Origin of the sequence: Rummeliibacillus stabekisii, from assembly GCF_007988965.1 — a bacterium.
In the GTDB taxonomy this organism is placed as follows: domain Bacteria; phylum Bacillota; class Bacilli; order Bacillales_A; family Planococcaceae; genus Rummeliibacillus; species Rummeliibacillus stabekisii.
Window position 1 is genome coordinate 831903 of sequence record NZ_BJVD01000001.1, and the last position, 15264, is coordinate 847166.

Below are 15264 nucleotides of genomic sequence, written 5' to 3' on the forward strand. Positions count from 1 at the left end.
TTAGTCTTCCCTCGAAAAGTTCCATATGATGCCAATCGCAATCCATGTTACCACAAGAGATGTTCCTCCATAACTGATAAATGGCAATGTGACACCAGTAACGGGCAATAAACCTGATACTACACCAATGTTTAGGAATGCTTGAAATCCAATCATTCCTATTAATGTAGCTATGCTATACAGCGAAACTTTGAGACTCGACTTGTAAGCTAATCTTAAGCCTGCATAAATCAGCAACCCAAAAGCACAAATAATTGTCGCTGCCCCCAGAAAACCCATTTCTTCTGTAATAATGGAGAATATAAAATCATTTTGGGGTTCAGGTAAGTATAAATACTTTTGGCGGCTATTGCCAAAACCAAAGCCATATAATCCTGCCGGTCCTATAGCCATTAATGACTGAATCGCTTGAAATCCGCTACCTAAAGGATCTGACCACGGATCCAAAAAAGCCTCGATTCTTTTTAACCGATACGGTGCTGATAGGATCAATCCAACTAGCCCTGCGACGCCTGCAATAATTAAGAAAACATAAAACCGGAATGGATATCCTGCGATAAAGAATAACAAGAAGACAGATACAATTAAAATAAATGCAGATCCAAAATCTGGCTGTACCATTATAAGTGCCACTGGCAAAAACAGATAAAGAAAATGTTTCCAATGAATTTTAGATGCAGTTGCCTTTTGTTTAGACAGGATAAAACTCAACTTAATGATTGTAGCAATCTTCGTTAATTCCGAAGGTTGAAGACTCAGTGGTCCAAGCGCAATCCAGCTCTGGGATCCATTCCGGACAACACCAATCCCTGGAATTAAAACTGCTACTAGTAACAGTAATGATAACCAATAAAATAGTGTCCATGTTTTTTCTAGCTGAAGTCCTTTATAACGACCGCAAGCATAGAAAACGGTTAAAGCGATCGCTAAATAGATGAGTTGCTTTACTAAGAACGGCGCTGTTTGGCCATAATGGATTTTACCCCAGTACGAACCTGCCGAATATACAAAAACAATGCCAGAGGCAGTTAGAAATAACGCGGCAATGATTAACCATAAACGTTCACGCTGTAACAGGCAAGGCATCCTTCCTATTGTTAGTCTTTATATTCGTCTAATTCCATGACAGATTGGATAAATAAATCTCCTCTAGTTTCAAAGTTTGGATACTGGTCCCAACTTGCACAAGCAGGTGATAGAAGAATCACATCCCCTTCATTAGACAACTGAGCTGCCTTAGGGACGGCCTTCTGGATATCCGTTGCATATACAATGCTTTCAACACCGCAACTTTTCGCAAAATCTGCAAAACGCTCTGCGGTTTGACCGAATACAACTGTAGCATGAACATTTGCCATGACAGGTCGAAGTTCTTCAAAGGAGTGACCACGGTCTAATCCGCCCGCAAGTAGAACAATCGGTTGGTTGAACGCAGCAAGAGCACTTCGGGTTGCTAAGGTATTCGTCGCCTTAGAATCATTATAAATTTTTCTCTTTCTCCATTCGCGGACAAACTGTGTACGATGTCTTACACCGGCAAATGAAGATAGGACAGATGCCATATTCTCTTTTGGACAATCCATCAAAATAGCTGCTGCTACTGCTGCGAGGACATTTTCTAAATTATGCGCACCAGGTAATGCAATTGTGTCACGTTTTAAAATTGGTGCACCCTCCCAATAAATCATATCTTCGTCAGCGCTAATGCCCTCTTTGCTTATTGCTTTTGTTGTAAAAGGAATCAATTTCGCATTAGATTTTTCTGCATAGGAAGCTACAATTTCTTGGTCGGCATTATAAATCAAATAATCGCTACTATCCTGATTTCGCGTAATGTTGAATTTCGCTTCACCATATTCTTTCATGGTGCCATGGTAGTCAATATGTGCTTCGTATAAATTAGTCCAAATCGCAATTTTGGGTTTAAAAGTTTCAATACCCATTAACTGAAATGATGAAAGCTCCGTGACTATAACTTGATCAGCTTCTGCACTTTCAGCTACTGTGCAAGCCACTGTACCTATATTGCCAGCAATTAATGGCTTTAAACCGCCCTGTTGTAAAATTTCATATAGCAAGGTGGTTGTAGTCGTTTTTCCGTTTGAACCGGTAATACCAATAAAGGGTGCTTCGCTGATTAAATAAGCAAGCTCAACCTCTGTCCAAACTGGAATACCACGTTTTATAGCATCCTCTACAATAATATTGTTATACGGAATACCTGGATTTTTAATCACATATTCAAAGCCTTCATCCAATAAATTTCCCGGGTGATGACCACAAATAACAGTAATTCCTTGTTGAAGGAGCTTTTGAGCTTCTATATTTTCTTCGAATGGTTTGGCATCGTTGACTGTTACAAAAGCGCCCATTTTATGAAGCAATTCTGCAGCAGCCACCCCACTTTTAGCCAAACCTAATACTAAAACTTTCTTATGTTCCATCATAGATAGTTGTTTCATTACAATACCTCCGGAACCACTGCGAGCAATGCCGCCACTAATGCTGTTAACCAAAACGTTAGGACAATACGCCATTCCGACCAGCCTGATAGCTCAAAATGGTGATGTAGTGGACTCATTTTAAAAATTCGTTTACCTGTTAATTTAAAGCTTGCTACCTGTAAGATAACAGACAATGTTTCTAAGACAAAAATAATCCCGATGATCAATAGAAGAAGCTCTTGGCCAACAAGGATGGAGAGCATAGCTAAAGCTCCACCCAGTGCCAGCGAGCCTGTATCTCCCATAAACACTTTTGCCGGATTTGCGTTGAATAGTAAGAAACCTAATAGAGCTCCTACTACAGCAAACGCGAAAATAGCAATATCTAATTGGTCATTCAAGAGCGCCAATACTCCGTAAGCGGCAAAAGCAATAGATGCTGTGCCAGATACTAAACCATCCAATCCGTCTGTCAGGTTCACTGCATTTGAGAAACCAACAAGCCAGAAAATCAGGAATAATACATAGATTGCCCCTAAATGGATTGCATAGTCAGTAAACGGTATTTGAATTGTATTATGGAAGGTACCTAATCTCATCAAGAAATAAGCTGCTACAGAAATAACGATTTGGCCAATCAACTTTTGTAAAGAGGTTAATCCCAAATTACGTTTAAAGATGATTTTTAAGCCATCATCTAAAAATCCGATCACCCCAAAACCTATTAAAACAATAATTAATATAATGGATTGTGAGGTGAACTCGCCTTTTATAAGGCTAATGATAAGGGTAGTCGCAATAATAGATAATAGGAAAATGACGCCTCCCATCGTCGGCGTACCCGCCTTTTTCATATGTGATTTAGGGCCTTCTTCACGGATGCTTTGGCCAAATTTAAATCGTCTTAACATAGGAATAATAATAGGGCCTAATATGACCGAGATAACAAAAGAAATTGCTAAAATAATTAGCATTGTTGCGATTGACATGAAAAAATTCTCCTTCTAAACTTCTTTAGTACATGTACTATCATAGTAGTTTCAGTTTCATTTTTAAAGACTAAGATTATTCTTTTTCTAAATAAACGTGAATAGTCCCATCTTTTACGATTTGTGCATCTGCTTCAGGTAGTTGAGAAACAATCTTCTCTCCCTCCCCATGCCATTCTATACGGAATGGATAAAGCATACCTGTAATTTCTTTTTTGCTTTGGCCCACTAAGTCTGGAACGCGCACCTTTTCCACATCTCCCCAACGATATGGCTTTTCAATCTGCTTTTTACGATTTTTAATTCCAACAATTGGATGGATATCTTCAATAATTTGACCTACGATCGGCGCAGCAATGACGCCCCCAAACTGAGGTCCCTGCTTCGGATTATCAATCGCTACATAGACAACTACTTCCGGATCATCTGCTGGTGCAAACCCGACAAATGATACAATATACTCTCCATCTTTATAGCGTCCATTTTCAGCTTTCTGTGCAGTTCCTGTTTTCCCGCCGATTCGAAGCTGATCACGGTAAGCGCCTCTACCTGAACCGTTTGCAACCACAGATTCTAATGCAGCTCTAACCTTTGCGCTTGTTTCTTTTCGTATCACCTGGTTCTTTTTGGTCGGTTCGTATGTTTTTAGGACTTCTCCATTTTCTCCGTTCACAATTCTTTTTACGATATATGGGGTCATTAATTTCCCGCCGTTCACAGCTGCTGCGACTGCTTGCACTTGTTGAATTGGCGTTACCGAAATTCCTTGACCAAATGACGTGGTAGCATGCTCTACAGGACCATAATTTTTAGGTGAGAATAAAATGCCTGTCGACTCTCCAGCCATGTTAGAGCCTGTAACTTGGCCAAAACCAAAGTCACGGATATATTTTTGCAATTTAGTCGGGCCCACTCGTCTTCCCAATTCAATAAACCCTGGGTTACATGAATTTTCCACAACTTGCAAGAATGTTTCACTACCATGACCGGAGCGTTTCCAGCAACGTAGCTTTGCTCCTTCTACATTGGCGTAGCCTGGATCAAAGAAACTTTCATTTTCTAAGTTGACTGCATTTTCATTCAGTGCTGCACTTAATGTAATGATTTTGAATGTTGAACCCGGTTCATATGTCATCCATACAGGCAAATTACGATTGTAGATACTTTGATCCACTTTCAAATATTCTGCCGGGTTATATGTTGGGAATGAAGCTAATCCCAAAATTTCGCCTGTATTTGGATTCATTGCAACACCAATTGCTTGATCTGCATTATATTTCTTCATCGCCTGCGCTAGTTCTCTTTCAACCACTTTTTGGACACCAACATCAACCGTTAATTCTAAAGTGGCACCGTCCTGTCCCTTTTTCCATCCATCCTCTACATGCGGTAGGTTTGCTCCCTTTGCATCAGTAAATAATCGAATGGCTGACTCTTTCCCTAACAACAAGTCATTATACTGATATTCAAGTCCTGCCAGCCCCTGCATATCGCTGCCTGTAAATCCTAATAACCTTGACAGCAATACACCATATGGATAGTCGCGCATATAATCAAGACCCGTATAGACGCCAGGGATTTGTAATTTTTGAATAGCTTCCGCTACCTCATTGGAAATGTTCTTTCCTTCTGGCGCCAGTTTAACAATAAAGTCTTTCTTATTCAGCTTTTTCTCTAAAGCCTCTTTACTCGTACCTAGTATAGGAGCTAATTGCTCTGCTACTTTATCAGGTTCTTTATTTTGTGCAGGCATAAAGTATAATGTAGGCGCCAGCTTGTTCCCGACCAACAGCTTACCGTTGCGGTCAGTGATATTGCCCCGCAGACTTTTCATCGGCACTTCCCTGTCCCAATTTTCTTCTGCTTTTTTGGTTAAAAAATCATGCTGGATAAACTGGACCACAATCAATTTTCCGATCAACATTGCACCTAAGCAGAAAAAAATCAGTACGACAATTTTCAATCTCATGCTTGCTTGTTTAGTAACCCACATAGTTCGACAAATCACACCTTTTTACATGTAAGATATGATTGCAAAAAGGTGACTATGCTTATCTTTGTTCATTTCACATTGTTCCGTAAAGAAACTGTTGTGAAAGAATCGAAGTGTGTAAACATCGACTCTTTAGCATTAAACAAAAGCTGGCGAACCATTTCTCCCTTATTAAATGGGCTTTCTACGACTTAATTATATTCATCTTCTGGTTTTTTCAATGTTACAGTTAATTTTGCATTTCCCTCATAAATAGTTCCTGGCTTGATGCTTTGTTTTGCACCAAATCCATCTCCGCTTGTATGAATTTTAATTCCGGATATTGATTGATAAGCCAATATATCCCGCAATGACCAACCTTTGAAGTTTGGAATTTTAATGTTGTTGCCATCCGTTTTAAGGAATACATGATTTTTACCTAGTAAACTGCTTCCTTCCTGCGGGTATTGTTCCAATACTTCACCGTCTCCGCCAATTTGAACAGGCTCCATACCTTGAGATTTTAACTCTTTGGATGCTGTTTTGCTGCTACCCCCTACATATTGGCCAACGATTACAGGTTTTTCAGTCTTCATTTTGGAAGGTTTTATATTTAAATATTTTAAGCTACTGCCCATGACTGTATTGAATACTTCTGAAGTTGGCTCAGAACCAACTTCTGTCATACCTAATTGCGGTTTTTTGATAGCAATATACATAATTAATTTCGGATTTTTCTTCGGCGCCATGCCTAAGAAAGAATAAAGGAAACTATTCTTCCCCCAGTAATAGCCGCCAGAGGGTCTTGGAATCTGAGCTGTCCCTGTTTTTCCTGAAACCTCATATTCTTTGCTTGCAAAATTCTGAGCAGTACCTTTTTTGGACGTAACAGTCGTCCCTAATGTATCTCTTACTTTTTTAGCGGTGGCAGCTGAAATCGGCTTACCCTTCACTACTGGCTCATGCTGTTGGATTACTTTCCCCGTGTTTGGATCGACGATTTTGTTAATCACATAAGGTTGCATCATTTTACCATTATTCGCAATAGCGGTAAGTCCTTGGATGAGCTGAATTGGTGTCACGGTAGAACCTTGTCCATAGGTTGTTGTTACTCGGTTAATCGGGTATTCATCCAATATTTTACCTGTTGCTTCATTTGGCAAATCTATTCCTGTTTTTTGCCCGAATCCAAATTTCCCTAGATAGTTGATAAAGGTCTTATCTCCAATCTTTTTGAGCAAGTTTGCCATTCCGACGTTGGAAGAACGCTGAATACCCTCTAGATATGTAATTGTTCCCCATCCAACTTGGTTGGCATCTCGAATTGTACGATCATATACCTTGTATTGGCCTGATTGGAATTTATCATTTGGATTCCATTTTCCTTCTTCTATAGCTGTAGCAAGAGTAAACGTCTTCATCGTTGAGCCTGGTTCCAAGGTTGTTTCAGTTAATGAGTTAATCCAACTATTATTTAGACCTGCCCCTGTCTGAGGATTAAAGGTAGGCCGCTGTGATACAGCCAGAATTTCTCCAGTTTTAGGATTGGCAACTACAGCCATCATAGATTCAGGTTTATATTTTTCATAAACCTTCGTCATTGAAGCTTCTAGAAAGTTTTGGATTGTCCGATCAATGGTTAAATAAACATTCTCACCATCTTTAGCTGGTTGGATCATTTTTTTACTATTCGGCAGTAAATAGCCAAATAAGTCACTCTTATATTGTACATTTCCATCAACACCAGAAAGCTCTTTATTATAAATGGATTCTAAACCCATTTTTCCAACAGGAGCTTTTTCATTATCTTCTTTTCGCGCAAACCCTACTAAATTCGATGCGAATACACCATTTGGATAGAAGCGTTTTTTGTCTTCCATCAAAATAATACCCGGTAAATCTTCTTTTTGAATTTTTTGCATGGTAGCATGGTTAATATTACTACCTGCATTTCCAAACTCTACTTGCCATAAAGGTTTGTGCTTTGCAGTATACTTTTTGAGCAGTCTTTCGTATATTTCTTCTTCATCCATCGGTATATATTTTGCTAATACTGCAGCTGTTCTTCTTGGATCCACCACATGGATAGGTTTTTTTGAACCTTTTGATGCATCCGGGTTAACAGTAGCTGCAAGGCGATACGTCACCGCATCCTCTGCAATAATTTTACCGTTTCGGTCTAATATGTTTCCTCTGTCTGCTGTAATTGTTTTTTTCTTTTCATATCTGGCAGCTGCTTTTGCGGCTAATTGCTGCCCTTCTACTTGCCCAGTGACTTGGATATAGAATATTCTAAAAAACATTAAAAAAAATAGAAGCCCGTAGATGATAAGCATCGTGGAGGCTCCCCATTGAAATTTGTTCTTTTTCATTGTCCTGACGCTACTTTCATGTTTTTTTCGTTCAATTTTAGGCCTAAAGCGTTTGCTTTTTTCCAAATACGATCATATGTTGAAAGTTCACTTATTTCCATAGACAATTCTGAGTTTTGCTTTTTCACTTCTACTATATCAGCTTCTGTTTTTTGAATATCGACTGTTGTGCTGTTGATAGAAGACTGGACATTCAAATTCCCTACAGCAATAAAAGCAATTGTAGCAGTCATTACAAGCATTAGAATTTTTTCTAGCTTGGTGATTCTTGATTTACGCGGTTTAGTGACAGTCTTTGGAATATGCTGTTCGGGTGCTACTGGTTGTTTTATATACGTATGATGTTCTCTTTGTTGTGGCAATCCCATATAATCAACTCCTTTAGTCTTTTACTCTTTCAATTATCCGCAGTTTGGCTGAACGTGCGCGATTGTTTGCTTCTAGCTCTTCCGTTGAAGGCACAATCGGTTTTTTAGTAACAAGCTTTATGGCTGGCTCCATATGAGCGGGAACAACTGGCAAACCTGGAGGTAAATCTGGCAAAGAAGACACCTCTTTAAATATGGTTTTGCATAGCCTGTCCTCGAGTGAGTGGAATGTAATCACGCTGACTCTTCCACCGACAGTAATGGTTTCAATCGCCTGTTGCAGGGAATCTTCCGCTGCACCAAGCTCATCATTCACTGCAATGCGAATGGCCTGGAAAATTCTCTTCGCAGGATGTCCACCTTTACGTCTTGCAGCTGCCGGTATCCCCTCTTTAATGAGATCAACCAATTCACCAGTTGTTTTGATTGGCTCATTTTTTCGTGCCTCTTCTATTTTGCGAGCAATTTGCTTAGAAAACTTTTCTTCTCCATAACGGTAAAAAATCCTAACTAAATCACTATAATCCCATTCATTCACCACTTCATATGCAGAAAGAGAAGCTGTTGTATCCATCCGCATGTCAAGTGGTGCATCTTGATGATAGCTGAAACCACGATCAGCCTGATCAAGCTGAGGTGATGAAACACCTAAATCATATAGAATGCCATCGACTTTAGAGATCCCTAAATTAGCTAACTCCTCTTGCAAATAACGAAAATTTGCATGTATGAATGTCACTCTGTCTAAGTATGGTGCTAGACGAATCTTTGCATTTTCAATTGCAGCTAAATCTTGGTCAAAACAGATGAGGCGTCCTTTACCAGATAATTGGCTAACAAGGTACTCACTGTGTCCTGCTCCTCCTAAGGTGCAATCCACATAAATCCCGTCCGGACGGATGTTCAATCCATCAACGGTTTCTTTCAGTAATACGGTCGTATGATTGAACAACTGAAATCCTCCTCTTGGTTGTTATAAATCAAAATCAATCATATTCTCAGCAATTTCATTAAAGGAATCTTCAGACTCAGCAAAGTAATCTTGCCATGCCTGTTGCGCCCAAATCTCAATGCGATTGGACACGCCAAGAATAACACATTCTTTTTCAATGCGGGCATGCGATAGCAAGTTCATGGGTATGTTGATACGGCCTTGTTTATCAATATCCACTTCTGTCGCTCCAGAAAAGAAGAAGCGCGTAAACGCTCGAGCATCTTTTTTCGTTAGCGGCAATTTCTTTAATTTATCCTCTAGCTTTTCCCATTCATCCATTGGATAACCAAATAAACATTGGTCTAAGCCTCGAGTGATGACAAAACCGTCTTTAAAATACTCTCGAAACTTTGCTGGGATAATTAAGCGGCCTTTTGGATCAATGTTATGTTGGTATTCTCCCATGAACATGATACTCACCCCACTATATGAAAATAGAGTACCACATTCCCCCACTTTCCACCACTAATTCATAGACAAATTAATGGCAAACATAAAAAATATGAAAATTGTCCTTGCTATTATGTATGCCTCAACATTTTAAACGTAAATGAGCTAATGTATGCGCGTTATCGGGATTTTATGGTTGTTGCCCCTTCTTAAATAGACATCTTGGTCCATATTTAAACCAAAAGCTTTATATTTCTTGCAAATTAAAAAGACAAAAGGCATTGAGACGTATCTCCCCATGCCTTTTGTCGAATCTACCTGAGCATATTGTTCTATAAAAATACAGCTTTGTGTTTGCTGTTAAATGAAAATGGTAATCCCATCAGATCTTGAATAAAGCTTTCGCCATATTCATTCATAAATAAGAAGGGATTAAATGTTCTCTCCTGTAGGCCGCCTCCTGGTAATAGGCGATCTTCTACTAATCGATATCTTCTTAATTCTACATCATGTTGAAGTAGGATTTCTCGTTCAATCTTCTTATTTAAAAAGTCTAATTGTTGTTGATGTATAGACAGGTTTTTCTCTGCTAATTTTTCTAGCTGTATATCATTTTTGCGCATGTGTTCTAGCAGTCCATCATATTGTTCGCGTAATAAGTCCATTGTTTGGTCAATCATCTCTTTAGCGCTTACATCATATACATCCGCTTCATAGGCTCCTTTTAGCAAAGTTGCTTTACCTGCCAAGGCATCCGCAACAGACAAATCTAACTCTCCTAATACATGTTGTACCTGTCTATCTATAATTGAAACGTTTAAACGAGGCACAAAAACAGGCACTTTCATGTCTAACAATGCGAAAGCATCCTTTAATGTAGCCCAGTAGGCCAACTCACCAGGCCCTCCAATAAATGCAAGTACAGGAAATACCATATCCTGCATTAATGGTCTAGTCACTACATTATTGCTCAATTGTTCAGGGTGCTCATTAGCGATTTCTAGCATATCATTTTTACTAAATTGGACATTTGCTATATGGTTTATAAATTTGCCATTATGGTGTTCTAATAAGAATCGCTCGCCATCTCGCACATAAAATAAATTGGCTGCATCCTTTGTTGCACCAATCGGAGTCCCATAGCCAAGCTCTGCAAAATCCGCTTCCCGCTGAGTGACGACATCTGCAATTTGCTCTGTATGCTTAATCAATTTTTCAAAATAAGGAGACTCATAAGCACGCAATTTAGGATCCGCAGCATCAACAAACAAGAGCCCTTCTTCTTTAAACAGCCAGTTCATAAGAGCTGTAAAGAAATCCGTATACGTTTTGCTTTCTACCAAAAATTGGTCGATTTGCTTCAGAAGCTTTTCAGTATACGCTGTCTCGCCATATTGCTTGAATGTCTCTTGGATAAATGAACGTACTTCTTCTGTATCTAATACTGTTGTAGAAGCCATTAATTTCTTTTTTGAATTGCTTCTATAGATATGCTTTTCTAGTCTGCCATTAATCGCTGTAAAGGTATGATTAATTTCGTCAATGTCATGGTCCTCGCCAGCAATCCAAAATACAGGTACAACAGGCAATCCAAGCTTTCTTCTTTGTTCTTTTGCAAGCAGAATAACCGATAATGCTTTATGTACAGAATACATGGGCCCTGTGAGTAAGCCAGCCTGCTGGCCACCTATCACCACTACTGCTTGGTCTTCTAATTCTTTTAAATGTTCTTCTGCCTTCTCTGAAACGCCAAACGGTTTCATATAGTCACGAACAATTGCAGCCAATTGTTGTCTTCTTACAGGGTGGTTTTGTATATCCTCTAGTCGTTTCGAAAAGGAATCATCTCTATTTGCATAATGAAAAAAGGGAAGAATGGATGACTTTTCTTCGGTATAATCTTTTAGTAAAGGATTCGTTATAGGAATCTCAACTTGTTCCAATTTCATATTTTGTAAACTCCTCTATAATGGTTAGCTATATTGAAGTATATCATTTAAACACCTGTTAACAAAAAAATACGCTCACTCACAAACGTAAGAACGAAATAACAATTTTTTGTAATTGATTAGGCTTTAAAAATAAAAAAGAAGCACTTTATGTTCAGTTAACCATAAGGTGCTTTTCATCGTTTGTTTTAATTTTATACAGCTTATTCGTGCTAAACAAAGTCTATTCTTCGCATTTTAAAATCGTTAAAACGCGCTTGTGCTTGAGTTAATATAGCTCAATAACTTTTTGAATAATAGCGGCTAAACATATACCTATGTATGCAAAGGTTAAAATCAAAAACATTAACCGCCAGATTTTACGAAATAGCTTTATTAAATCAATTTCTTTGCTTTTTATCCATTCTACTATAGTTAGGATCATCGCAATAAAAATCCCGAGTATAATGACGATAAAGCCCAAATCAAAATGCCATATTAGTTTAGTAAGGGCAGGAATGGAGAAGAACAATAGTAAAGTTGTTGCGTCTGCTGCCTTACTAAAAGCATTCGACTTTTTGAAAAGTTTCTTAAAAACGAAGTAGACAAACAAGAATAGGAAAAAAGGAAAAAGAATGAATGGATACGCAATCAAAGATAAAAGTGCTATCAAATCTTATTCCTCCTTTCCTTCCAGAGCTAGCAACAAGAGATAGAGTGTTTTGAGCATAGGCAAATCATGCCCTCTTTCTTTTGCTAACACCATAACTCCTCCAACAATTGTGTCTATCTCCATTTTTCTGCCATGGCGATAATCTGCAAGCATAGATGAAGTATTCTGAGAGGTATTTTTGCAGATTTGTTCTATATTACTAAATGGCAACATGTTCTTTTGTTCTGGAAATGCTGAGACTATTTCAAAATACAGCTCTTTTAATATTCTATGATGAGATGGTAGGCGAATCAGATCACCATTGGGAACTTCTAAAAGTGTTGTTAGCGTATTAATTAGGCAATTGACAATTGTTTTGCGCAACAACATTTCTAAATAATTTTCAGAAAAAGAAATAGGTAAATCGATTGCTGTTAGACGCTGACACTCTTCGTTATTCCATACTTCACCTTTAAAATTGGCAATATTAAAGATACCAATACCACGATGAATCACTTTGCTGCTATTTACTTTCTCTGCTCCAAATTCAATGGTTCCCATTAATATATTCTTTTGTTTTAAATCACGAGCAAATTCTATATGTTTAATTCCATTTTGGATAAATAATAGGATTGTTTCTTCTGGTAGCTCATCAAAAAGCAGCTGCATGTCTTGTAAGTGATGATATTTAACAGCCAGAATCCAGATTGCTTTCTTATTTAAGTTCTGCGGGTTAGTGGTAACACCTATTGGAAGCGTCTTTTCTTCGCCAACATCGTTAATAAATGTTAAACCGCCGCCAGATTGGATTGCCTTACACTGCTCTTTAGAATGTACTAGCACTTCTACATTGTGCCCATGTTCAAAAAGCTTACTTGCTAAGACTAGTCCTATGGCTCCTCCTCCCACTATTACGAAATCCATTTCGACACCTCTTCATTCTCCGCTCTAGATCGGTTACTATACCATTGCTATTATACTGTTACAAAGCAAAAAAGGAAACATCGCCTAGATGTTTCCTTTTTTTAAGAATTTAGACCCTGTTTCGAGCCACTGGAGCACTTCTACATGATCATGCTGCAATTGCTCATGCTTTTCTTTTAATTCATAGTAAGCTTCTGATAATTGATCAAAACTAGTTAAGGCTTGTTTTAAATGTGTTCTCATCATTTGTTTTGGCTGAGATTTTGCATTTTCTAGTTCTTTTTCATAAACCTTGCGTAGTGTTTTATTCCATCTAAACCCGCAGGCTTGTTTTGTTCGTCCTAATGCTTCTGCCGCTTCTTGAAATCCAGCTAATTGTGATCTTCCTTCACTCACAGCCTGTAATATAATGTTCGCTAACCTATCATCATCTTGCTGTAACCATTGATCTTTTCTTTTTTTCACTTCCATACGAATCACCTCGCATTTTTTATTACTATATGCGAGTTTTTGAAGTTTAGAAGTTATTTCGTTTTTGATAGAAATTGTTTAACAGCTTGATGATGCGCTTCGCTTTCCCATAGCTTCGCACATGTTCTTACTTCTTCCATAACTCTTTCCTTGAGATGCTGACTATTCCATTTGCGAATCAAGATTTCTTTATATGCTTTATGAACACTCGGATGAATCTTTTCCATATCTGCTATGAAATCTTTAATAGCCTCATTCTTTTCACCTTCAAAGATATATTGCGCAAAGCCCAATGCAAACAGTTGCTCTGCATTATATAGCCTAGCCTCTAATAGCATTTTTAATGCTTTCTCCTGCTGTAGGCCTCTCTCCAATAAATATGTACCACCACCCCATCCTGTGGTAATCCCTAATGTACCTTGAATAAAACCGCAGCGTGCTCCTTTCTTAACTAAGCGGAAGTCGCATGCAGCCGCTATCTCGCATCCTCCCCCAACCGCAACTCCATTGATTAATGCAATGGTTGGTATAGGTAATGTAGCTAAATCATATAGTATTTTCGCCATCTTACTGAGCATGCTATAAGCCTCTTCTTCTGTAATCAAGTGATGAAATTCTGCTAAATCCCCGCCTGAACAGAAGGCTTGATCACCAGTTCCCGTAATAACAAATGCTCGAACTGTTTCATGATTATGTATGTACTCTATTGCTTCTTTCAAACCTTCCATTACCGCATAATTTATCGCATTTCGCCTCTCTGGCCGATTAATCGTAAATGTCATTATTCCCTCTTGCTCTGCAATGATAAAGTCCATCCTTCATATCCCCTTTATTCAGAATTGCTATCATCTTACCATAACTAGAATAAGAGACGAAAAAATATAAAAAAAAGAAAACCCTTAAATAAGGGTTTTCCGTTGTGTTAAAACTGCATTTAAGTCTGACTAAAGAGCCATGGTCTCTCTAGAAAGTCTCCTTTAAAGCAAATACTGAATTATTTGCTTACTACTTCTTTACCTTTGTATGTTCCGCATGCTTTACATACATGGTGAGACAATTTAAGTTCACCGCAGCTTGGGCAAGCAACCATACCTGGTACAGCTAGTTTAAAGTGTGTGCGACGTTGACGTTTCGCAGTTTTAGAAGTTCTTCTAAATGGTACAGCCATTGATGGCACCTCCTTACAGATCGGTTATTCGTCTGTTTGATCAAAATACTTAGCTAAAGCAGCCAGTCTTGGATCCGTTTTTTGGGCGTCTTTTTCTTTTTGACTTAAAAACTCATCCTCTGTTAAATAAGACCAAGCGTCATTATTTTTGGATTTTGGGTTTTCGGCATCTTCTTTGAACACTTGTATAGGAATCTCTAATAAAATTAGTTCTTCTAATACTGGATCAACATCGATTATTTCCCCTTTTACAGGATGAACATTATCATGCTCATCTGTAGCGGCATAATCAGACCAGCTAAAGACTTCATCTGATTCAATGTCAAAAGGAAATTCGACATTTTCCCATGTGCGTGAACAAGGAAGTGTAAGCGTGCCTGTCAAATGAAAATGACAGTTCATTTGGCTCGCACCAAAAGTGCAAAAGCCTTCTACGTGGACAGGAGTTATATGGCGTATATCCGTATTGCGACGCATAATGCCTTCCAATTGTACAGTTTCGTCAATTGGCATCCCGCTTTGGCGATATTTAGATAGTTGTGGGATTGCCCATTTCATACATTATCACCTCTAAACAACAAAGTTGATTATA

Annotated in this window: 15 protein-coding genes; all 15 read right to left on the reverse strand. The window is 38.4% G+C overall.

Features of this window, described 5'->3' with window-relative positions:
- Positions 1-1086 (reverse strand): putative lipid II flippase FtsW, encoded by a 1086-nt coding sequence (gene ftsW, locus RST01_RS04190; protein WP_066785205.1) that lies wholly within the window; start codon positions 1084-1086, stop codon positions 1-3.
- Positions 1087-1097: 11 nt separating this feature from the next.
- Positions 1098-2462, reverse strand: a complete 1365-nt coding sequence (gene murD / locus RST01_RS04195) for a UDP-N-acetylmuramoyl-L-alanine--D-glutamate ligase (protein ID WP_147194259.1) — start codon at positions 2460-2462, stop codon at positions 1098-1100.
- Entirely contained in the window at positions 2462-3433 is a 972-nt protein-coding gene (gene mraY / locus RST01_RS04200) for a phospho-N-acetylmuramoyl-pentapeptide-transferase (RefSeq protein WP_066785199.1), read from the reverse strand. The genes murD and mraY overlap by 1 nt, the downstream gene beginning before the upstream one ends.
- Positions 3434-3509: 76 nt before the next feature.
- The gene (locus tag RST01_RS04205) at positions 3510-5402 is read right to left on the reverse strand and encodes a stage V sporulation protein D (protein ID WP_066791832.1); all 1893 of its coding nucleotides are present in this window, start codon (positions 5400-5402) and stop codon (positions 3510-3512) included.
- Positions 5403-5617: 215 nt separating this feature from the next.
- Entirely contained in the window at positions 5618-7741 is a 2124-nt protein-coding gene (locus tag RST01_RS04210; RefSeq protein WP_244946636.1) for a penicillin-binding transpeptidase domain-containing protein, read from the reverse strand.
- A gap of 32 nt (positions 7742-7773) precedes the next feature.
- Complete coding sequence (gene ftsL / locus RST01_RS04215; protein ID WP_066785194.1) at positions 7774-8145, reverse strand: cell division protein FtsL; 372 nt, start codon at positions 8143-8145, stop codon at positions 7774-7776.
- 13 nt (positions 8146-8158) lie between these two features.
- Complete coding sequence (gene rsmH, locus RST01_RS04220; RefSeq protein WP_147194265.1) at positions 8159-9097, reverse strand: 16S rRNA (cytosine(1402)-N(4))-methyltransferase RsmH; 939 nt, start codon at positions 9095-9097, stop codon at positions 8159-8161.
- Between the two features lie 21 nt (positions 9098-9118).
- On the reverse strand, positions 9119-9550 hold the full coding sequence (gene mraZ, locus RST01_RS04225; protein WP_066785184.1) for a division/cell wall cluster transcriptional repressor MraZ: 432 nt from the start codon (positions 9548-9550) through the stop codon (positions 9119-9121).
- Positions 9551-9861: 311 nt separating this feature from the next.
- On the reverse strand, positions 9862-11478 hold the full coding sequence (gene bshC / locus RST01_RS04230; RefSeq protein WP_147194267.1) for a bacillithiol biosynthesis cysteine-adding enzyme BshC: 1617 nt from the start codon (positions 11476-11478) through the stop codon (positions 9862-9864).
- Between the two features lie 268 nt (positions 11479-11746).
- Positions 11747-12130 (reverse strand): DUF3397 family protein, encoded by a 384-nt coding sequence (locus RST01_RS04235; RefSeq protein ID WP_147194269.1) that lies wholly within the window; start codon positions 12128-12130, stop codon positions 11747-11749.
- A 3-nt stretch (positions 12131-12133) separates the two neighbouring features.
- Complete coding sequence (locus RST01_RS04240; protein ID WP_147194273.1) at positions 12134-13033, reverse strand: ketopantoate reductase family protein; 900 nt, start codon at positions 13031-13033, stop codon at positions 12134-12136.
- Between the two features lie 84 nt (positions 13034-13117).
- A complete protein-coding gene (locus RST01_RS04245) occupies positions 13118-13504 on the reverse strand; it encodes a transcriptional regulator (protein ID WP_066785173.1) in 387 nt (128 codons plus the stop codon).
- A 53-nt stretch (positions 13505-13557) separates the two neighbouring features.
- The gene (locus RST01_RS04250; RefSeq protein ID WP_147194276.1) at positions 13558-14319 is read right to left on the reverse strand and encodes an enoyl-CoA hydratase/isomerase family protein; all 762 of its coding nucleotides are present in this window, start codon (positions 14317-14319) and stop codon (positions 13558-13560) included.
- A gap of 179 nt (positions 14320-14498) precedes the next feature.
- Positions 14499-14672, reverse strand: coding sequence for a 50S ribosomal protein L32 (gene rpmF, locus RST01_RS04255; RefSeq protein WP_066785166.1), 174 nt, complete (start codon positions 14670-14672; stop codon positions 14499-14501).
- A gap of 24 nt (positions 14673-14696) precedes the next feature.
- Complete coding sequence (locus RST01_RS04260) at positions 14697-15230, reverse strand: YceD family protein (protein ID WP_147194279.1); 534 nt, start codon at positions 15228-15230, stop codon at positions 14697-14699.
- Between the last annotated feature and the right edge of the window lie 34 nt (positions 15231-15264).